This window comes from Halalkalibacter wakoensis JCM 9140 (assembly GCF_000513095.1).
GTDB classification, from domain to species: Bacteria; Bacillota; Bacilli; order Bacillales; family Bacillaceae_D; genus Halalkalibacter; species Halalkalibacter wakoensis.
Genome location: NZ_BAUT01000054.1, coordinates 1 through 21,502, shown reverse-complemented (window position 1 = coordinate 21,502; position 21,502 = coordinate 1). Strand labels below are relative to the sequence as shown.

The 21,502-nt window shown below is 36.3% G+C and carries 12 protein-coding genes; 2 read left to right on the top strand and 10 right to left on the bottom strand.

The genetic code is table 11. From position 1 onward, the window contains the following. The first annotated feature begins 814 nt into the window (after window positions 1-814). Entirely contained in the window at window positions 815-1,081 is a 267-nt protein-coding gene (locus JCM9140_RS16355; RefSeq protein WP_034748916.1) for a hypothetical protein, read from the top strand. A 198-nt stretch (window positions 1,082-1,279) separates the two neighbouring features. Beyond that, the gene (gene radC / locus JCM9140_RS16350; protein ID WP_034748912.1) at window positions 1,280-1,885 is read left to right on the top strand and encodes a RadC family protein; all 606 of its coding nucleotides are present in this window, start codon (window positions 1,280-1,282) and stop codon (window positions 1,883-1,885) included. Between the two features lie 218 nt (window positions 1,886-2,103). Here the strand turns inward: radC and JCM9140_RS16345 are convergent, their stop codons facing one another. From JCM9140_RS16345 to JCM9140_RS16300, 10 genes are all read right to left on the bottom strand, one after another. After that, window positions 2,104-2,727, bottom strand: coding sequence for a hypothetical protein (locus tag JCM9140_RS16345; protein ID WP_034748909.1), 624 nt, complete (start codon window positions 2,725-2,727; stop codon window positions 2,104-2,106). Between the two features lie 30 nt (window positions 2,728-2,757). Further along, window positions 2,758-5,733: a helicase HerA domain-containing protein gene (locus JCM9140_RS16340; RefSeq protein ID WP_052002329.1), complete on the bottom strand. Its 2,976-nt coding sequence runs from the start codon at window positions 5,731-5,733 to the stop codon at window positions 2,758-2,760. Window positions 5,734-5,775: 42 nt separating this feature from the next. After that, window positions 5,776-6,267 carry a hypothetical protein gene (locus JCM9140_RS16335; protein ID WP_034748907.1) on the bottom strand — a complete coding sequence of 164 codons (492 nt, stop codon included), beginning with the start codon at window positions 6,265-6,267 and terminating at the stop codon, window positions 5,776-5,778. 86 nt (window positions 6,268-6,353) lie between these two features. Then, window positions 6,354-10,247 (bottom strand): cold shock domain-containing protein, encoded by a 3,894-nt coding sequence (locus JCM9140_RS16330; RefSeq protein WP_034748902.1) that lies wholly within the window; start codon window positions 10,245-10,247, stop codon window positions 6,354-6,356. 12 nt (window positions 10,248-10,259) lie between these two features. Continuing rightward, the gene (locus JCM9140_RS22720) at window positions 10,260-12,800 is read right to left on the bottom strand and encodes a DUF8727 domain-containing protein (RefSeq protein ID WP_052002328.1); all 2,541 of its coding nucleotides are present in this window, start codon (window positions 12,798-12,800) and stop codon (window positions 10,260-10,262) included. A gap of 20 nt (window positions 12,801-12,820) precedes the next feature. Continuing rightward, the gene (locus JCM9140_RS16320) at window positions 12,821-15,028 is read right to left on the bottom strand and encodes a hypothetical protein (protein ID WP_034748898.1); all 2,208 of its coding nucleotides are present in this window, start codon (window positions 15,026-15,028) and stop codon (window positions 12,821-12,823) included. After that, entirely contained in the window at window positions 15,006-18,341 is a 3,336-nt protein-coding gene (locus tag JCM9140_RS16315; RefSeq protein ID WP_034748895.1) for a DEAD/DEAH box helicase, read from the bottom strand. The genes JCM9140_RS16320 and JCM9140_RS16315 overlap by 23 nt, the downstream gene beginning before the upstream one ends. 9 nt (window positions 18,342-18,350) lie before the next feature. Beyond that, entirely contained in the window at window positions 18,351-19,904 is a 1,554-nt protein-coding gene (locus JCM9140_RS16310; protein WP_034748892.1) for a protein kinase domain-containing protein, read from the bottom strand. Then, window positions 19,904-20,626, bottom strand: a complete 723-nt coding sequence (locus JCM9140_RS16305) for a PP2C family serine/threonine-protein phosphatase (RefSeq protein WP_034748889.1) — start codon at window positions 20,624-20,626, stop codon at window positions 19,904-19,906. The genes JCM9140_RS16310 and JCM9140_RS16305 overlap by 1 nt, the downstream gene beginning before the upstream one ends. A gap of 3 nt (window positions 20,627-20,629) precedes the next feature. Continuing rightward, window positions 20,630-21,298: a vWA domain-containing protein gene (locus JCM9140_RS16300; protein WP_052002327.1), complete on the bottom strand. Its 669-nt coding sequence runs from the start codon at window positions 21,296-21,298 to the stop codon at window positions 20,630-20,632. Between the last annotated feature and the right edge of the window lie 204 nt (window positions 21,299-21,502).

Here is a 21,502-nt window from a genome sequence, read left to right as displayed (position 1 = left end):
TCCCTATTCCACCCATCTTCTCACTAATAGGCTTCCACCCCCCCTTCATAGGCGCAAATTAAGGTTTAATTCACCTGACTAACTAGATTTTTCAAGACCTAATAAAGCAATTGAAAGGTCCTCTTTGCCAATTCCTTATTAAAAATTTTAACCGTAATTAACTTCATTATCTTTCCTTTTATTTTGTGCATTCCTGACTAAACGCCCTTTATAGGGTAAAATAATTTGAAATTTTTGAGGCACAAGGTGGTATATATAAGTTTTTATTCTAGATCATTCGGTGCCCACCCCCACTTTACGTTTATAATTTTCTACCAATCAACAAGAGTTTAAAAAATTCATATAAAAAAAGAAATTTTATTTTCTAGGTTACTAATAAACAATTAATTTCCCAGCCAAAATCCCTCTATCTTGTCAAGACAATCCAATCATAGTACAGGTCTAATTTAAATCAACAGTGAAAATAAGGATGGTGAGATGCATCCAAAACTAGATAGAAGGATTACTAGAACAAAAATCTAAGCTTAATTGTTAGAACAATTAAGCTGAAAGGAGGTGATTCTGTGAGGAGGAAAATCGATAAAGTTACGAATACAAGCCAAATTGGCTCATCAAAATTGAGGCAATGAATCTTGTAACGTTTTAAGATGCTTATCAAATTAATAATGTGAAAGGATTGATCAATAGTGTTTAAAAAAAAGATAGGCCCCCGTATGTCATCCCAACGAATAATATTTTAAGCCAAGAAAGCTCTATTACCTCGTTATCAGCAATAAAACAAAGAAGTGATTTACTCCAACAATTTGTTAGAAAAATGATGGTTACTGGACAAGATTACGGTATGTTTACACAGGACATTGAAGACTTTGTACGTCCTGTAACCTTTAAAGGAGGTGATGTCCCGATAACTAAGGAGCAGTTAAAAAAGATCCATCAGCTAGCAAAGGAGGTGGAAATCAAGCCAGAGATCGTTACAGAGTTAATGAAGCTAATGTTTAATGTGGATCATAGTACAAAGCTTAGTAAAATCCAAGCTGCACAACTGATACATGAGTTGCTAATATTGCAAAAACCATATTAGAAAGAAGTGATCACCGTTACTTCACTTCCAACACGTTCTCATGAAATTATTTTCATGGGTTATTTTTATGCACAAAAAAAGAGCTCACTAGGAGCCCTAAACCATAACAACATCATATTACAAATCAACTACTCATTCAAGGAGGGACTTCGGTCTCTCCTTTTTTATATTGCACACACAAACTAGGAGGCATTTACAATGACTAACAAAATTGATCAAAATACATTTAAGCTACTACTTGCAACGACTTTAAGAGAGAAAGAAGATGGCTATGTTGTTTCAGAGCTATTTACACGATTCACTTCTATTCAAGATCTTCTGGATTTAACAGAGGAAGAACTACTTAACATAAAAGGCATCGGAAGAGTGAAAGCAAAACAGATATTTGCTGCATTAGAACTGGCAAGGTTTAATCCAAGTAATGTTCAGGAACGCTTTGCTATTCGTAGCCCTGAGGATGCTTTTACGTATTTAAAGGACATGCAGCATCTAACAAGAGAGGAATTTGTCGTCCTTGGCCTCAATACAAAGAATGAAGTGTTATTCCGTCAAACCATCTTTACTGGCTCATTAAACGCATTCATTGTTCATCCACGGGAGACGTTTAAAGCACTTATAAAGAGAAGCTGCGCAAGTGCTATTGTGGCACATAATCACCCTTCAGGAAATCCTAGTCCCTCAAGGGAGGATCTCGAGGTTACTAAACGGCTAACAGAGGTTGGAAAGGTGATTGGTATTGAGGTTCTTGATCATATTATTGTAGGTAATACCTATTACTCATTTAAAGAGAAAGGACATATGTAATCAAATTCTAAGTCGGAGCTAATAACACGCTGGCTCCGACATTATTATTATTTAACGATGTTACTATTTTACTGTCATATATTTTTGTGTATTCGTATTTTTAAAATAAACATACAAAACGGAGGTTATTATAGATGAAATTACATTTATTACATATAAAAAGTTTAGCAAAACCCCTATTTCTATTGCAAATCAGACCCTTGTTAGTCTCCTGAACTTTATTGTTGTTGGGCTTTTTGTTCATTGATGTTTTGTTGTTTTTCTTCGGTTGTTAAGTGTGGATTAAGCTTTGTTTCGATTTCTAGCATGACGTCGTTAATTGTTCTTAATTCGTTGAAGTTTTTGATGTCGCCGTTTAAGTACCGAGAGATTTGCTGAATGTCGATTTGTTGATCGGATGCTAAATCTAAGTAGAGTTTGACGCGATCGGTTGTGAAAAAGTCTGGGCGCTTGCTTAGTTCAACGATGACATCAGCTACGACCGGACCATATTTTTCAAGCAGTAACCCAGTGGTAACGATCGTTCCACGCGTTGCCTTTTCTTCTTCTGACCATGATTCAGCTTTCGTTGGATCGACTTCAAATTTTTCTATTTCTTTTACATATGCTTCATATGTTTCAAAATTTTCCGGCTTAATTCCTTCTTCCTCCGCAGCAAGTGCCTTACTACCGAGTTCTTCTACATTTATGTCTTTGTTTTCAATTAACCCTAATTCTTTACAAACGGCCATAATCGTATTGGCGATCACTTGAATTGCTTTAATTGCGATAACTACGGTATTAATAATACGTGTGGCATTAACAAGAATACTTCCTACTGATGCAAAAAAGGCAGGTAACATTTTTAACAGCTCCTTCATTTATTTTTTTCATTATAAAATAGTAAATCTTATGTCTTGCCGATCGATTGAACTATAACCACTATTTGCTTGTTCATAGAACCACATATACGATTCTATAATTAAAGACTCATTAAAATCGTTTTCGCGTAAAAATCCATTGTTCAAAAGATATTGACGAATTAACTCTTGCCAAAGCCCTTCTGAAGATAGAATCAACATGTTTGCAAGCGAAGTGACTTCATCATTAAACGCATGCCATTCTTCATCTGATAATTTGTTAAGTTTCACTTTCGATAAGATAACGCTCAGCTTGTCGTAGAGCTCGTCTAATAATTTAAACTGTTCAATCATTAGTCCTAACCTTGATGCAAGTGGATGGAAGCTCGTTTTATAGTCGTTGATTTGCTTATGACCAATTTGACGTATGGTTTCATCTTCTAACTCGTTATTTTCCGTATCTGTTTTTCGTTGAACATGAATGTGCATCGGCTTATATAGACCTTCTGTGAAAACAATCGCTTCTCCAACATGCAAACTAGATAAAAATTGCTTTTGTTTTTCATCCATTAACATCGTATCGCCGATAGCTTCTTTATCATCTTTTGCAAACAGTCGATGAATGATTTTCGTGTTCGTGTTTTTCAACACTTCGATGGCTAGTTTATTAGGGATTTGATCAGCAATGATTAAACCTTCACCGTACTTTCTAACTTCAGCTAGCATATCAGAAAACATTTCTACAGCTGCCTTTTTAGAACCATGATCGCCTATCTCGACTTTAGATAGTAATCGGTGGGCTTCTTCTACTAATGTTAAGTGCTTAAAGTGCTTATCTTTTTTATACCTTAGCTTAATCGCTTCAGATAAACGAGATAAGATTAAGCCCATTAAAAGTGCCTTGTCTTCGGGTGAACGGACTTCTTCCATTTCAAGTATGACTTTTTTATTAATTAATTGAAAGAAGTCAATCGACGTCCGACAATTAAGCATTTGTCCCTTAGCTCCGACTGTTAAGTTTGATATACGACTGACGAGCGATCCAATATAATTGTCCCGTAACTCGATTCCGAAACCTTGCTTATGAACTACGTCTTTAATTTTTTCTACGAGGTCCGTGAGAGTAGGAAAAAACTTACCTTCCGCTTGCCACGGATGATCACTGTACTTATTCGTGTTATCACAGAAATTCCATCCGTACATTTCGTAACATTCATAAATAGCACTTTCAAGAATTTGTGGCATGGCTGCTTCCATTGGAAAAGCGGCCGTAAAAGTGGCTTTTAACATATCCACATGGGAGGTGACACTCTCCCCTTCTAACAATTCAAACGGATTTAACCGAAAGGGAGCGAGCTTTTCATTACCTAATGTAAACAACATTAGGTCGTCCATTCCTTGTTGACCGTATAACCCTCGGTATTCGGTTTTTGCTGGTTCAATAACCATGAAAGGTAAGTTAGATTCTATTAATATTTTTTGACAGGTTGTTGTTTTTCCTGAGCCAGTCACTCCTGCTATAAAAATATGTTTATTTAAGTTCTTTTTACTTAAATGAAAACAGTATTCGTCTAATCTTTGGCCTCTTTGAAGAACTGATCCTAGTTCAATGTCTCGCTCGTTTCCATCAAGAACATTGAGACCAAATTCGACTCCTTCTTTTAATGGTAACCCTGGTACCTCTTTTTGAGGAAGCCCAGCGATGAGGCTAATTTCTCTTGCCGTCATATAGGTAGAAATACCAATAGATTCGTTTTCTTCATGAGGTATTCCATGAAGTAGCGTGATTTCTTTACGTAACGGATCATTTGTCGTATAATTTTGAAAATGACTGACGAGTTTCGGTAATTTGCTGGAGTAGAGCTCAGCGAATTTCCGGGCATGGAGTGGACTATAATTGGACTTGTCTCCTTGGAAAATCGACAAAATTGAAGACCTTAATCGATCATGCTGTTCGCGGTTTTCACCAAGCACGTAAATAGACGCTTTAAATAGTCCTTTGCTCGATCCTACTTTTAATCGTTCAAGTAGTTCCTCATCTACATATTTCATTACTTCCTGAGTCCGCTTATTTACAATTTCAAGCGTATACGCATTGGATTTGCCATCAGTAATCGTCGTTCCACTTGTTTTCGACTGGCTCGTTCCTTCTGTAATTCCTTGAGAAGTTCCTTTGGCCGTGGAAAGATTTTTATTTGTTGATAAGGCCCCATCCTTCTTTGATTTTGTTTCGCCACTTGCATCTGTTCGTGACTCATTTGTACCTTTACTTTTTTGATTACTACTTCCTTTTGTATCACTATCTGAATGTCCTAAGCTTGTGTTATCTGATCGTTGATAAGAGATTTTGGCGTAACGATGTAACTGTTCATATAGTTCATAAATAGCATCTTTTAACTGTCCAACTTTAGCTGTTTCTACTCGTTCCGATACGATAAGTAGCTTCCAATCACCACCGCTCATGCCATTGATTAACCGATCGATTCCTTGGAAATCTAAATTCTTTTCTTTAAAAACCGAATTAATTGACGGGATTCCCGTGATTAAGCTTCCCCGACGGACATTTTTTAATGGTTCGATGATCGAGTCACGTATTTCGTTTCTGTCTAATTTTTGAAGTGAACTTCCTTGGAAATTACCATTAAAAGCTGATTCTATTAATCTACCCAATTTAACAGCGGTATCGTAGTGCTTCGGTTGAGCCTGATAATTGCGAACTATCCCTAAATAAATTTCAATTCCTGTCGTGCTTCCTGATAATAGATACACAAAATTGAAGGCCGGGTCCTCCAAAGTAGAAATGACATTTTCAAACGCCTCACGATACGGGACTTTGTCGTCATATGTTAAACTCTTTAATTTAAAAAAACAGCAATCTTTTAAATCGATAAAGTCTCTCGTTAAATGCTGGATGTTTAATTGTGAAATAGTGTCTTGAGTGAAAAAGTCATTTGCCTCTGCCAGGACCGTTTGTAAAACATGTGGTTCGGTAAATTTGAGTGAGTCCAATATGTTCACATCCTTATCGAATGTACAATTTTATAAATGGTTTTATACTAATAAATTTAAATACCTTGGAAGGTCGTTCACCTTAATCGTTAGTTGCGGTGTCTCATAGGTTGTATGTATTTGGACTTCGTTGTTTTTATCAATACGGATCGTGTAATTCTCCCCATTAAATTGAACAACAACCTGACTATCATAGCCTTTTAACTTCTTAGAGTTATATAAAAGTTGAGGTAGGATCCGTTTGATCGAAAATAGTTGTAGTTCGTTACAAGGAGTCCATTCGTCGACCAAATTTTTGATAGATGTACTCGTCAACTGTTCATACACGACGTCTACGTTAAAAGAATCAAATGTTCGATAATTATAAATATCCGTAATTTCTGTCTTTACTTTTTGGAAAATCACCTGACTATGGTTTAAATCAAACGGAACCGCTTCCTCACCAAACATTGGAATGAGTTCGCTCCTATTCGACCGTTTCTTTTCAAAAATATAGATTTGCTTCTTTAAAATAACCACTAATATTTTAATCATCATTTTACCTCTATTTACTATCGTTCAATTACACCCACAGGCTTTAATATCTACCTGTGGGCGGGTATTGTTCTATTGTTGTCTACTTAATCTTCCGTATCTTCTACTTCTGCTACTTGAATTAAGTTCACACCCTTGTCACCTGTTAAATACGTATTCAAAACAAATGCTAAGTCACTCATATTATTTAGTGCTTCATGCTTTTTCAGATCAAACCGAATCCTAGATTTGAATGTTGTACCTTGTTTATGGAAAAGCGCATCAATCTTGCGAATATATTTTGCTAGCTTGTTACTTTCTTTCGAGCCAGTTTTTAACGAATAGAAATAATCATTCCTTCTTAACCTTAAGATCGCAAGCAATACTTCACAATAATCTCTAAACAACACAGGATTCATAAATTTTTGCTTTTCGATTTTTTTAAATGTGAAAGTGATTTCATTAATTATTTTCGTAATAAACTCAGGGTGACGCTCGAAAAGAGTTTCAATCATGTCTTTATCTTTCCATAGTGGGATACTTAAAGACCGGATGGTAGGCTGCTTATCTCGGTTGATTTCGTTCACTACTTTTTCAACGATCTCATTTTTGTTTCCATTTAAAGTAAGAAGTGCCCCATAGACTCTCGCTTTCTTAACAGGGTCTGATTCTTTGTAATGTTCAATAACAAATGTATATAACGATGGAATTACATGAGGACCGAAACTACATAAAAATTGGAGCACGACATTTTTCAGCTTTTTAATTGTCTGTTCATTTGCTGGTGTTTGTAAATGCTCAGGAATAAAATTATCAACGTTTGCTAAAAACTTGACGATCGGATGATGGTATAGCGCATTTACAAATTTGGCTATGATTGGACTATCACTTGAAACTAATTTTCGGACGCGGTGAATGTTTTTGAAAAATTGTCCTTCCATGTATTCTAAGTCATTAATTTGCGCTGTTTGCTTAACGAGTTTCGACTCAATAATTTTATACATCCGTCCGATAAAATTGTTCATGATATCAATCTCACCGAGTAACTCTTGTTCATCAAATTTCTTTTCAGGAAACGTTGGATACATCTCTTCACTGTCGACATAGTTACCTTCTTCTAACCACTCAGCAACAATTTCCGCAAACGGTGCATTTGATATTTCGACTGGCGTAATGACCAATTCGTAACTATTTTCATAGCCGTAGCGATAGTTAATAGACAGTTTTACATGAACATCTTCTTGTAATGGAAAGGACTTATCTTTAATCATCGCCTGAAATTCTATATTGTTTTTACCCGACACGCCTTTTAATAGCGGAAACTTGTAATCATCATGCCCTTTTTCTAATGTAAGAGTTTCTTTGACTTCAAACTGTTTGACTTCACCCATTACATTTTCAATTGACGTATCTTTAATGAGGCTTAATTGATCATAATGGCCATCTTTAATAACTTCTAGGCTTAAATTCGGTAAGAATTCATACCATGTTGGTAAATGGTTCTTTAATTGTTCATTGATCTCTGATGCCCCTTTTAATGCCTCTTCGGTTGATACCAACTTGACGGTTTTCACAGGAAAAACTTTCATGATATGACTTGTCAGCTGCTTTTCATCGTGAAGATGATCGCCGAGAAACAGGACATGATCCACTTTCGAACGCCCAAGCTCTTCGTCTTTTAATTTTATTAAATACGTAGAAAGGTGTTTTAACCATTTACGATAAACTTGTAAATAGACAGAATGATCATATGACACTTTTCCATATATAGCATGCGGTTCGTTACTCAATAAAATAATCATTTCTTCCTTATTCATAACTGCTTTTTCTACTATTCCAGATTGTATCAGCGCTTGTTGTTGTGAATCAGTAAGGTCGAGCCGATGCTTCTTTATATAAGCATCGAGATAATCACGAATAAAAGCATCGAAATGAATGGGATACTCATCATCTTCATGCGGGAACGGTGCATAGTGCTCGAAAAAGAAGTCCCCAACCTTCTTATTTTCTATTACTTTTAAAAAGACGGCGTTACTCGAGTCTTCATGTGTGTCAATGACAAGAAGAGTTCGAGCGTTAGCAATGTTTGCTTGTGGCTTCCAAGCGATTGCAGCTGCTATACTCCGCCAAACTGGATACGCTTTTTTGAAATGGATCGCAAATTCTTTTTTGATATTACTCTGAGAAAATTCATCAATCCGATCAGGTACAGTATAAATCAAGTAACCATCTAACTTAGATATATCCGCTTGAAGTTTTTGAAGTACATTCGTAAATGAAGTCATCTTATACTCGTGCTTTGGAGCATGAGTGGAAATAATACTTTTCATCGATAAAATGTCACTATGTAAATCAAAAAGATCACGCGTGTTAGGTTGATGAAGTTCAATACCCTCATCTCCTGGTATAACCATCGAGCATAATTGGTACGGTAGTTCTACCTTAGTTCCATTTGTTTGTAGTTGCGGTCGATGGGTTGTAAAGTCCAATGTCACATGATCCGTTAGTTGCTTATACACCCTCTGCGTCGCTTGATGGTTTCGGAACGAAAATTCACTCAGTATCTCCTTGCTGATCTGACTAGCAGTTTCGCGGAGTCCTTGCATATCAGCGAAAGCAGCTAGCTGCCATTTGGATTCGAACTTTTGATTTTTAGTTTTTTTTACTGAGTAAGATATCCCTCGTTTTAATTCAAGTTTTGAGATTACCTCTGAAAACTCATAAACGAGTGTCGTTCGTAACCGCTCATTGTACTTTGCGGTTTCACTTTGAAATGATTGTTGCGAAATTACTATTTCGATCGTTTTCGGTTTCAATATTAACGAAATTGACTCAAGTACTTCCCGTACGTTTACTTGGTGCGCACCCATTCCTTTCGACTCTTTCCGAGGAACAAAAGTTACTCGTTGATCCAACTGTAACGATTCAAATAAATACGATTCCTTTAATGACTGTGCCCGAAAGTGGTAATCCATTCCATTCGCATGGATAAAACCAAACTTCTTGTCTTTTTGTAACATTTTCACCGTTCCGACCGTGACGTTAGAAACATCATCAGTGGCAATAAACTGGATAGGTTTGGCTTGTCCAATCGTTTCGTTCCACAATGTTGCCAAATGAACGTAACCATCTACATCAATCACTCTGCCCACGTCATCAACAATAGCTACATTTTGAGTTCGAAGAAGGCTCGACCCGATACTTAATACCACCATAGATAAATACCGTTCAAAAGCAAAGTCCCACGATTCTTCAATCGCTTGTTTATATTTGATCATTTCTTGATTCGCTCGCCAAATCGCAGAGTAATACTTATCATTCATTAGTACATTGTTTGGCTGATTTGACGGGATTGGGTCTACATCAGCAAGTTTCGATTGTTTGATTTTGGCCGAAAATTCAAGAAAAGCTTCCATCTCGTCATTACGAAGACAATCTGACTCAAGATAGTCATACATCATTTCTTGTATCCCGAGATCCATCCGGTCTTCAATCAGGTGTTTTAAATCACTAAGGACCTTGACTGTCACTTGGTTTTCCTTCGTATCGCAAGAGTAAACATTCTTTTCGGAAAGCAGTTTGTTTTTTCCTGCTAATTTCTCCCTCATATTACGACCCGGCTGCTTGGCTAACCAATTCATCGTCCGTGCACTTGGGTTTTTTAACTTATGCGAAGAGATCATCGTTCCTTCTTTTACCATTTTTGTTCGGGGTTCGGCAAGAATATACTCAGCAGGCTTCCAGCAATAACTTATTAGTTGTTGGATGGTATCATTCGGTAGTGGCCGAACCGATTTCAACTGAAGTAACCGATCATTTCGAGATAAAAAATCAGAAAGTAAATCAGAAACAAAGGCACGATGGATAGTGTCTCGCTGAGACATCGAGTTTACTATATGATCAACAATTTGTAATGTAATCCACCAAGCCCCTTCAACTGAAGGAGACTGGGACGCAGCGATTCTTTCTAAGTCATCTATTTCTGGAAGTTTTGGTACCATATCGTTCACTTCCTACTCACTTTCCTCTAAATATTTTGCACTTCTCCACACAAACAAACCATGCGTTGATTTCATTGCCAATTGATAATCTTCATGTAACCCACCAGCAATATCAGCAATGATTCGCTCGATTGGCTCTAAACATTCAACTTTGTTTGTTCGACCACTCGTTTCAATCCCTCGCAGTTTTGGCATCACTTTGTGAACTAACGCTTCTTCGAATGCTTGTCGTATATTACTAGAAAGTTCGGCGTCATTTTGACTTTCTTTTGCTCGGATGACATATGGATGGTTAGAAATATAATTTTCTACCGACTGCCACACTCGATGTCCAAGCGCACGACCAACGACCTCAAGATGTGAGTTAATTTCTTCAAGACCATTTTTATACTTTTCTATTTCTTTATCAAGCACTACTTTTTGGTTAATCCAACGATTCCATGTTTCTTTTTTTAACATAGGACTTTCAGGTGCTAACTCTAATGTTAATCGTCTTTCAAACCTCTTCGGTCGTGGGAAACTAATTAGATTACCACGGTCTAATACTTTATCCGATAATGATTTCGTCGTTTCATCTTCATTCATCGTACCAACCCATAAAACATTACGAGTTAATTCTATCGGGTACTTGTCCATCCCCGCTCCCAAATCGATATCAATATTTACTGCATTCTTTTCGCCACGACGTGTTTCTAATTTACTTAAAAGTTCACTAAAATAAAGCTCGACGTGTGCTAAGTTCATCTCATCTAATAAAACTAAAAACATGCTATCAGACAAGTTGTCTTCTAATGACTGACCTTCTTTGATTGACTGAAACTGGTTTAATGCTTTTAATAATGGCGTAGCATTAAAGCGGTTGTCGACTGAATTAAAATAACCGAACAAAGATTGTGGACTATCCCAGTCCGGTTGAACAGGTAGCGGTAAATAATACATGCCGCCAAAACGTGAATACAGACGAGGTAATTCAGACTTTCCTGTTCCACTCACTCCTGCTAAAACCGTCAACGGAGACCATTCTGCTGTTTTTAGCGCTGTATGGAAAGAGTTCATGAGGCGACGATTAAAATGAAGGCCAGACTCTATACTCTTGTTATAAATACGATCTAACCAGCTAATTTCAGTTATTTCTTCAGTCAGTGAAGGTTTTTTCTTCAATTGTGGTTTTTGAATAACATCAATTCTTGCTTGAATTTCTTTTGGCTGCTCGTATAAGCTACGTAATCGGTTGACTTCCTCTTGATATTTTTCAATTTGAGCTGTAACCGCTAATCGGCGCTTTTCTTCAATTTCTCGTTGTTCTCTTTCTGACTGAAGTTGATTAACTGAAAGTAAATACGTATGCTCTTTTTGCTCTAGTTCCACTACTTTTCTAGCGAGTTCTTCTTTTTGATCAATCAACTCTTGGTATTTTCGAGATTTTTCCTCTAGTTCAACATAAATGTCTTTCGTTGGACGATCTTTCAAATCGTTCAACAACGAACGAATCTCATCTTGTTGCTTGTCAATTTGAGCGAGTAATTCTTCTTTGGAACGTTGACCTGATTGTAAGTCAACACGCTCATAATCAGCTAATCTTTTTTCGAGGTGAGAAAGTTTACGAATTAAGAATGCTTCTGCTTCTACTTTATCTGCTAATAATTGCTGTTGTTCTTTTACTTTTTCTTCAACGCGCGCTTCAATTGTTTGTTTTAGAATCTCTTCGTCTTGTTTTAAAAAGCGTTTTTCCAAGTTTAATTGAGCTAGTTTCCCTTCATATTCAACACGTGTCTCATTAAGTTGCTCTTCTTTTTTCTCCAATTCTTGCTTATAAAGTGCCAACTCATTAGCACGTTTTTTTAATAGTTGTTCCCTTTCCTGTAATTCCTGTTCTCGCATTTGAACGCTTTCTTGAGCCACTTGCTTATAACGTTCTAGTTGTTGAATTAGCTCATTTTTATTGCTAGTGTACTCACTCTCAATTTGCTTCATTTTTTCTTCCTTATAATTTTCAAGAAAAAGATCGACTTCTCGTTGTTTTTCTACTTTCGCGATTTCATAGGTTTGGATTAGTTTTTCAAGTTTCTTTTCTTTATCACTCATTTTTTTCTCAATCAATTTTTCTTGTTGCGCGATTTTATTTTCGAGTGCATCTCTTTTTTGATTAAATACCTGCAGAGACTTCTCATTTTGTATAGTAAAGTTATTCTCTGCATTGAGTTCACGCTCTGCCATGTTTCTCTCTTTATCTGCGAGTGTACTTCGTAATTTTTCTAATTTTTTCTTTTCATCGTTCAGTTCTTTTTTCTCTTTCTTTATCGTTTGTAAATCCGTTGTTATAATTGTTTTTTCTTGACCGAGCGCGACTTTTTCCTTTTCGATAGCCACTTGCTCATCTTGAATTTTCGCTTGTTCTTTTTCAAGTATTGCTTGTGCTTTTTCAAGTTCCGATTGCTCTTTTTCAAGAAATACAAGTAGTTCCTCTACCGATTCTTCTTGTCCCGATGTATCATTTTTTTCTTCATCCGATTGTATTGAGTCTGCTTGCGTGATTTCATTTACTTTTGTCATCGTATCCTCCAATTTTTCTATTATCCTACTTGATATTTTTTATAGATGGGAAGTAGCTTTATCACAACTTCATACAATTGTTGACTAATTTCTTGGCGAACTTCCTCTGTTACTGTGACATTTCCGTGTCCTCTTTGGTCAGAGATTTTTACCGCTAGCTGAATGAATTGCGGGATGTCTCTGGCCAATTCCTTTATTAGTTCAGTTTCCTTCATCGTTACTGAAAATAAAATAGCATATAGTTTTGCACTTAAAACACTGTTTTCAAAGTCTCTAAAACTATTTATTATTTTATTTGGATTGACGTTGATAAAAGAGTCCGGCAATTGCTCGATTTCAAATTCAAACCCCAGTAATTGAATAGGTTTTCTCAAATAAGAAAGATTGTCGGTAGCTTTTTTTTGTACATGCATCCTCGCTTCTTCAATCACGGTTTTCTTTCCCAGTGCTGTCAGCAGTTCTTCCATGACACGGGTAGCTTCCACGAGAAAACTATTCTTCTTCTTTAGTTTTGAATACTCTACATCAACTAATAATGATTGAATCTGAGGGAAAGCCTGAACGACTGTTCCGACTTTTTTATAAATTTCATTTTCAGCAAAATAATAAAGCTTTTGATCAATCGAACGTTCATCTTCTTCACTAGGTTGAAATGTAAAGTCTTTCTCATAATGAAAGTCCAAGTTTGAAAGCAGCATCGATATAACATACATGACTTTAGCAAAAAGCATTTCTTCATTTTTAAAATGAAATTCGACCCCACTTGAGTGACTACTTTTATTTCGCTTTGTTTTTAGATGACTGAAAAACAGGAGCAGTTGGGGAATTTTCTCGCCTAACTTCCAAAATGGATGTTCACTTATCTCTTTTGCCATAAGAAGGTGGACGGCAACAAGACTCGAGAGTTCCTTACTTTCACCTGCATATAAGACACTACCTTTTTTAACTGATAAAAATCTTTGGATAAGTGGATTTGTTTCATGGTTCTTAAATCCACATTGTTCAGCAAAGACGGATAAAATCTCGCCATTTTTATAGGCATCCTTCGTTAAATATCTATGATTAAAATAATCGTCATTTGCTTGTTTTACAATTAGTAAGGCATCTTCTAACGTTTCGTGAGAGGTTCGAATATACTCACGCATTTTCGTTTGTATTTCTTCATACGTTTTACCGCGATTACTATCCGCATGGAGATGATTAAGCTCTTTAACGACATGATACAAATCTAATAACTTTTTATAGACACTTGGATAACTTGTAATTTGTTCTGATAACACATCTTTTAAAAATGAGGAGGCTTCTTTATTCTTATCATCTTCTAAACCATCAATCTCAATTTGCGAAACGCGAAACGCCTCATTGACAATATCAGATATCTCTTCTTTTAAGAAAGACTGATTACTCGCTTCTTTTAATTGATCTAAGTTTTCACGTAACATTTGGGATGTCCCACCTTTAAAAGGATGACACACTTGCCAAAACGATTTATTATTTAGATCATTTGGCATAAACAAAAAGGTTGCTGTATAAACAGGGAACTTTTCCCCTAAAAATTTGACCTTCCCTAAATTTTTGGGTAACCGATTAATACCCCCTTCAGGTAGATAGCCACCTTGTTCTAATGTCTTCATTCTTCGTTTATGTTTAATACAAACCGTTAAAATTTCAATATTCGTCGGGTCTTCAGGGTATTCACTCAAATCTGATTTGATGACGACTGCTAATTGTTTTCGCGGATTACCGACATCCCCATATTCAAAACGTCTCTTGTCATGTCCATGACCACAGCTAACATATTGAAACTCTTCATCAAAAATAAAAGTGTCCCAGTAGCTTTTATTTATTACATCATAAAAGATATACCCTGTTTTCATATTGTAAGGTTCTTGTAATTCACTTAAGATCGCTTGACCACTTTCCGTTAAAAGTCCTTCTGTTGTTAAAAGCTGTCTTTCAATTAATTCTTTGATAATAAAAGACACGAGTTCTTCGTGAATCAACAGCTTGTTCGAGATGTATTCTGCTGTTTTTCGACCGCTTTGATATAGTTTGAGTATCGTTTCCTGAAACAAGTTCAGCGCTTTATCTTCTGGATAAGGAACGAGTACTTTGTAAGCGATCATCGGTGTCAAGACCCACCTTTTACTACTTTTTATAATGTCGTAGCCAGTCGCTTTAGGTGACTGATAAATAACACTCGTTCTATTCGTGAATAATTTTTCCATATGTTTTATTTCCTTTGCACAAATCATAATAATTGACTAGAGGACTGATGGCATGTTCTGCCCCGCTAGATCGAAGCATGGCACTATCTCCTGCGACTATGAGTAACTTTTTCTGTCGACTCATACTTACACAGAGTCGGTTTTCCACCATTAAAAACCCATATTTTCGTTGTTTTTCTTGTTCTGTTTTGTCTGGTAGTTCATTACTACGAACCATCGATAAATAAACGACGTCAAACTCCATCCCTTGGAAAGCATCAACGGTTCCGATTCTTAGCTTTTCGATTTTTTTACCATTCACAACTTCTACTCGGTAGTTGGACTTAATTTCATACTGATTGGCATCATTTTTCGTGGCAATACCAACCTTCACTAATTCCTCGTGAATCGCTTTTACTTGACTACTATAAAAGGTAATAATCCCAAAATTAAGACCTTTCGATTCTCCTGAATCCATGAGTTTCTTTAAGTGAGCGACTATTTTTTTCGCTTCTATTGGTCGACTCTTACTTTGTCCTGATACCTCAGCACCTTTTTCTATCGGGATATCATACCAAACACAAGCTTTATCCTCTAATCCTTGTAAATCATGACGAAATGTTTCAGCTGGAAGACCACTTCCAATATGCACTTCTCCATGCTTTTCATAAAAATTCGAACTGACAAAATCTCCAAGTACAGGATGAGTTCGGTACTGTTTATCAAGAGTGACTGTTCGTAAGATCCCGTCTTTCTTTTGAAGAATTTTTAATGTTTGAAATAAATGTTCGAACATACTCTTTTTAATATTTTCATTGACTTTATCAGACACACTTTGGTCTTCGTTTTTATGCGCCCCCTCAATCTCTTTAACAATTCCCTCATCAATAATATGTGGTAATTGTCGGTGATCTCCTACTAAGATAATTCGATCTTTAGCAAGTGACATTGGGATAAATAAATCAAGAGGATTGCTTCTAGCAGCCTCGTCTATTAATACATTATCGTAGTGTTCTGTTTCACCCTTTAATTGAGATATGACGCGGCCAACCGATTGTTGATTAGTAGCACCAAGGACTGAAACATAATCAAGTAAGGAGTTTCGAATAGAAAGCGGACTATTTTCAAATTCAGAAATATAGTCTAATAGAACAGCGTCTTCACCTGACTTGGATTTATTAAAATCAGCACTTATATAGTCGGATATTTCGGTAAAGAGCGAAACGATATCTTCCTTCTGTTTCGCCGTATGGAAAATCTCTTCGGCTGGGATTAACTTGGTTAGTATTCGTTTTCTAATGTGTCTTAGCATTTGAAATTGTTGTTCGTTTAATGGTGGTATGGTTAACCGCATTAATTCATCAATATCTTCTTGTAAGATGGAATTTTCTTCTTTCTTCAGTCGATAGATAGCTTCCATGATCGCTTCTATTCCATTATCTTCGAACACTTGTGGTACATATGGAATTTTATGAATACTTTTGACCAAGTGTTCACGTTGCGGATCTCTATGTCCACCTAATGAAAGCTTTAATTCAGCTATAACCTTATCTATTTTTTGTAACAATTCCATGCTGAGCTTCGATAGTAAGAGCTCTTTCGTTTCTTTCAATAGCTTTAACGTATTTTCCGTTGTATTGGCTGAATACAAGTAATTGACATAAATTTTATCGAATTCTTCCATGTACTTTTCTTTTAAAATTTCAGGGTATTTTTGATAAAGCTCTTGTCTCTTTTCTTCCATCCAGTTTTCAACGGTATGTTCGATGATAAGCTCATCATCACCTGCTTCGCCTCTTTTTTGACCAAACTTAATTCCTGGTAATCCAAAAATCTCAATACGATCAATTGCATTTTGAACCGCATCATGTTGAAATGCAGACACTAAATTTTTCCCAAAGATGCCACTACTCGAATCGTAGATCTCATTTAACCGTTCTAAGATCGCTAGAATTACCGTTGTTTTTCCAGTTCCAGGCGGACCTTGAATAATCGCGATATCTGGTGTATTTAACGCGATATCAATTGCTTCTTTTTGCATCGGTGTTGGTGGATGGACCGGAAAAATCTTTTCTCTTACCGTTTGGCTAATAGGGTCTGTTCGTTTTTTGACAGGCTTTGAGATTGCTTGTCTTTCTAAAATCGCTGCAAGATGAGGCATGTAGCTTCTTCCTGCTAAAATATTGTCACGAGCTTCTTTTCTACGGCGAAACCGTGAAATGTCTCCGGCTAACGATAAAAACAAGTATCCTGAATTATCAAGTATCGCATCATCTGGTACACGTTTAATATAAATTCTTTGTTTATGTGGTTCGATGTCTTCTGCAAGTTCAACTGTAATTTCTTTAGCTTCCAAAGTGAATGCTTGATAACGGTCAATCGTAATTTCACTTCCGAATAAGTCATCTGGGTCGACACTACAAATACTGATTCCTTCGCCTTTTTCAGCATAATTAGCTAAGTTAGCTAACTTTTCACTATCCTCGATATCTAATCTGAGAACGCCATTTGGTAAGTATTCTTTATTTGTATAAGGAACGACCCCTGCTTTTTTGACTTTTTTGAATGTTTCCTCTTGTTCTATTTGACCGTATGCCTCCCACGTATTCATATAACCCGTAATCGTCGAACCAATTTCTTGCATGGCTGCAAGTGTTTCTAATCTCGCCTTTTCAAGAAACATGGATTTAGTGAAACGAATGGCTCCTTTAATTAGAAAAAAGGCGTATTCATTATCTTTGATGCTAGAAATCAATTTTTCCACAACAAAATACGTTTGATCATTCTCATCTTTTTTTCGATGAATTTGTAAATAGCCTTCTTTACCTAATAATAAAAATCTCTCCAATAAATCGTCTTTATTAGCGTTAGTATGAACACCCATTACCCCATACGTGAAATTATGAATGGAAATGAGAAAAGCATCGGTGAGGCTTTCTTCAGCACGACTTAAGCTTTTCAATTTCATTTGTTTTTTTATCTTGTCTATAAAATCATCTTCAACAGCTATAGAAATATCCATCGGCTTTTCAGCGGAAAACACTTTGACTTCAAGTGTCATCTCACGTTTTTTTGTTACATTTAAAACGACGGCAAGACGTGGTAAATTCCTCCTAAGCAGTTGCTCGAGAAGTTCTTCATTTTTTAAATTCACCGGTACCACTTGAATGGCTTCATTTACATCTGCAATTTCGGAAGGGTCTATTGGGGTTATAAACGATTGATTGCCATTTTCAAACAGTTTTACAGGTGTATTCGCTTTTATTTTCACATCTTTTTTTGATGTTAATTCTATAAAATAGCTGTTGACTCGTTTAATATCACTGATTTTCATGGTAGCCCCCTAAATGACACGGAAAGAAATATTTCTCGTTTTCAACTCCCCGAGTGGGATCTGAAGTTTAACATCCTCTAATGTTCTGCAATCATAAATTTCATTTTTGTAGAGGGTTCTTTGTTCGTACTTGTCTTCGATTTCGATTACACGATCACTAAGGTTTTTAATACTAATAATCGAGCTTTGTTTTAGTTCAATCATTGGTGTGACATCGTCTTGGAGAAATATGTCATCTGTATGAACATTATAAAAATAGTTGACACCTGGTGTTTGATCGAATGCTTTGAAGCCAACTTTACTGTATAAAACTTCATCGGTAATGGATTCTTCTTCTAGCTTCGCCTCTGGGAATATTTTAAGTCCAGGGTCGGTATTATTTATTTTATCTACAATCTCTTTTACAAAATAACGGTCATATATTTGACCGTAAAATACAGGGTCCCTTCCTTCATTACAGAAAGGACATGTATTATGACCTATATAAAAAGTACTTGTACATTTTTTACATGTAACAGTCGCATCCACGGCCTGTTGCAAAACATCATACCACTGCTTCATCGTTGGACGACTTGCGGGATTCGAGCGACCTTCAGCCCCGAAAGTACGTTGAAATAACGCTCTAATGGCAGGTGATAATATGATGTTTCTCGGAATTCCTTTTTTGGTAAAATTCCGATTATCATTCTCATCTTCAATCCATGGAATTTCCCCGCGGGCTGCTTTTTCGTAATAATCATTCGTAGCAGGTTGTTGGTCGTCTGGTGGAGTTTTGTCCCAGTCATCTTGTTCCTCCACTTCTGTGTCTTCGTCCCAACTATCTTCAGCTTCACCAGTGTCCCAGCCTCCACCATTTACGACAAGCTCCCCTTCAAATGGTGCTTGTAATGCGAGGACCTCAAACGCTAATAACGCAAATGAATACACATCACTTAGCGTATTATTGCTACAAGTCGATTTAACAATCTCAGGTGCACCATAGCCTGGGGTAAATATAGCTTTTTTAAAATCAATCGTATATCTCATATTATCGGCATCAATGAACCATACTTCGGTTGCATCTTTATCTGCTGAAATAAAAATATTTTCTGGTGAAATATCAGCATATACGACTGGTAGACTATGAACCCTTGCTAGTATTCTCGCAGCTTTTTGTAAAATTTCTAATCGGTGTTTTAAACCACCAGTATCAATATAAAATTGAGACAAACCTGTCTTAGGTCCGTTGATTAACGTTTTGATTGGCACCATATTCGATAAAAGTCGCATAATATAGCCATTGTATGGTTTTTTCAACATATGAATCGGTTTAGCAATTGGTAGGTCCTCAGGAAGATTAAGTATACGAACTTCATCTATCGTTTGCTTAAACTGTTCATACATTTCTTCATTTTGAATGATCTCTTGTGTCTCTTCATCAATAACGACTTTAATGACGACATTTTCATCTCTTGTACTGTAGACAGCACCTTGACCACCTTCACCTAATTTTGCTACGATATGGTGCTTATAATTCTTTTCGTCAATGAGAAAGTTAGGATTCTTTTCTTCACCCAGTTGCATTATTTTTCTACCTCTCTATTAAAAATAATCATTGTTTTATCATCTAAACTATAATTTGTAATCCAGCCTTTAATTAGTTTCTTTATCCTCCGATTTTTTAACTTAAGCGCAGGCTTTTCTTTAATTAACTGAACAAGATATTCTACAAATTCTTTGCGTTTATCCTCAATTAAATCTTCTGAAATGCCATCAGTTGCTAATAGTAATGAGAAGTTACTAGTCGTAAGGTCGATTTCCTTAATTGTCCAATCAGTTAAAGAAGTCACTGAGTCAACGGATTGAGTTAAGTTACCAAACTCCTCTTCTTTAATTTTTAAAACGGAAAAATTATCCTCATGAATAAAACCAATGATACCGTCACCTAGTTGACCTAAATAGAGTTTTCCAGTTTTTAAATAAACAGCAAACAAACAGGTCGTACTGCAATCTTTTTTTTCTAGTGGAGATATATTAAGTTCCCAAAGGGTGTGAATTAAGCGGATTAATAACTGAATCGGAGCATTTTCTTTTGAATGCCATATTTTAACGGCCTGTACTACCGACTGACAAATTGCCTTTGAGCCGACATCGGAATGAGGTTTAGAACCAACTCCATCGGCTACTACCATGACGGTTCCGAAACTTGATTCTAATATGGTATAAGCATCTTGATTTTTTAGAGCAGCCTCAAGATGAGACTGCCCTATGATTGAAGCTCCTGCATAGTCGATCGTTACTTTCATTGACTAGTACGTCAAGTCTTCGCCGGCAAAAGGATCAAATGTTTTCTGTTCCTTTGTTACGACATTGGGGTTCTGGCTTTTTGTTCTTGCGATGCTCGTCGAAGTAATAAAACGGAAAAACTTACTAATTTGATTGGCGTCTTCCGCTTTAAACACTCGTTTTTCAGGATCATTCATGAACGTTTGTAGCATGCTCATATCAGCATCTTGTCCTATGCCTAGTGACCAACGATCACACTTTGCTGTTCTGCCTGATTCAATAAACGACTGTAATTTAGCTTCCCATTGGCTATCGTTTGGTTGCCCATCAGAAACAAGAATAATACTTGGACGATAGCTTCTTGACGGGAGTTTTTCCTTATTATTGATTAATTCCGTAACGATATCTAGTGCTTCGCCAAGTGGCGTCCCCCCATTAGCAGACATGTCAGTAAAAGTAATTTCTCTGGCCGGTTTTAAATCTGTATGAAGGTTTGCTCTTCCTCCAAATGTCACAATGGACACATGAATTTCTGCTTTGATCGAGTCTTCTTCAGAAAACGTTTCGAGCATTTCTTTTACCGATGCGTTTAACGCATTTATTTTCCCGTCAGAATACATTGAACCACTCACATCCAACATAAGAATAACAGGTAATGGTCGAGCTTCTTGTCGTACAAATTCATTTAACATTAGTAGTCCTCCTAATTATTGATGTTGTTTTGGCGATTTGTTCCTTAGAAATGATTGCTTAGCATTAATCTTAGACAAACTCTTCCAAAAAGAAAGATGAATTATGTTTTAAGTAATGTATTTATTAAGATGCTAACTTAACAAATAGCTAGTCACAACGATTCATATCCTTTAGAAGAAAAAGATTTAGTTAAATTCACAAAT

What these genes read in the sequence shown, in the direction of transcription:
- JCM9140_RS22720 (WP_052002328.1), bottom strand. Translation starts at nt 12,800, where the DNA reads ATGACAAAAGTAAATGAAATCACGCAAGCAGACTCAATACAATCGGAT.
- JCM9140_RS16300 (WP_052002327.1), bottom strand. Translation starts at nt 21,298, where the DNA reads ATGTTAAATGAATTTGTACGACAAGAAGCTCGACCATTACCTGTTATT.
- JCM9140_RS16320 (WP_034748898.1), bottom strand. Translation starts at nt 15,028, where the DNA reads ATGGAAAAATTATTCACGAATAGAACGAGTGTTATTTATCAGTCACCT.
- JCM9140_RS16335 (WP_034748907.1), bottom strand. Translation starts at nt 6,267, where the DNA reads ATGATTAAAATATTAGTGGTTATTTTAAAGAAGCAAATCTATATTTTT.
- radC (WP_034748912.1), top strand. Translation starts at nt 1,280, where the DNA reads ATGACTAACAAAATTGATCAAAATACATTTAAGCTACTACTTGCAACG.
- JCM9140_RS16345 (WP_034748909.1), bottom strand. Translation starts at nt 2,727, where the DNA reads ATGTTACCTGCCTTTTTTGCATCAGTAGGAAGTATTCTTGTTAATGCC.
- JCM9140_RS16305 (WP_034748889.1), bottom strand. Translation starts at nt 20,626, where the DNA reads ATGAAAGTAACGATCGACTATGCAGGAGCTTCAATCATAGGGCAGTCT.
- JCM9140_RS16330 (WP_034748902.1), bottom strand. Translation starts at nt 10,247, where the DNA reads ATGGTACCAAAACTTCCAGAAATAGATGACTTAGAAAGAATCGCTGCG.
- JCM9140_RS16310 (WP_034748892.1), bottom strand. Translation starts at nt 19,904, where the DNA reads ATGCAACTGGGTGAAGAAAAGAATCCTAACTTTCTCATTGACGAAAAG.
- JCM9140_RS16315 (WP_034748895.1), bottom strand. Translation starts at nt 18,341, where the DNA reads ATGAAAATCAGTGATATTAAACGAGTCAACAGCTATTTTATAGAATTA.
- JCM9140_RS16355 (WP_034748916.1), top strand. Translation starts at nt 815, where the DNA reads ATGATGGTTACTGGACAAGATTACGGTATGTTTACACAGGACATTGAA.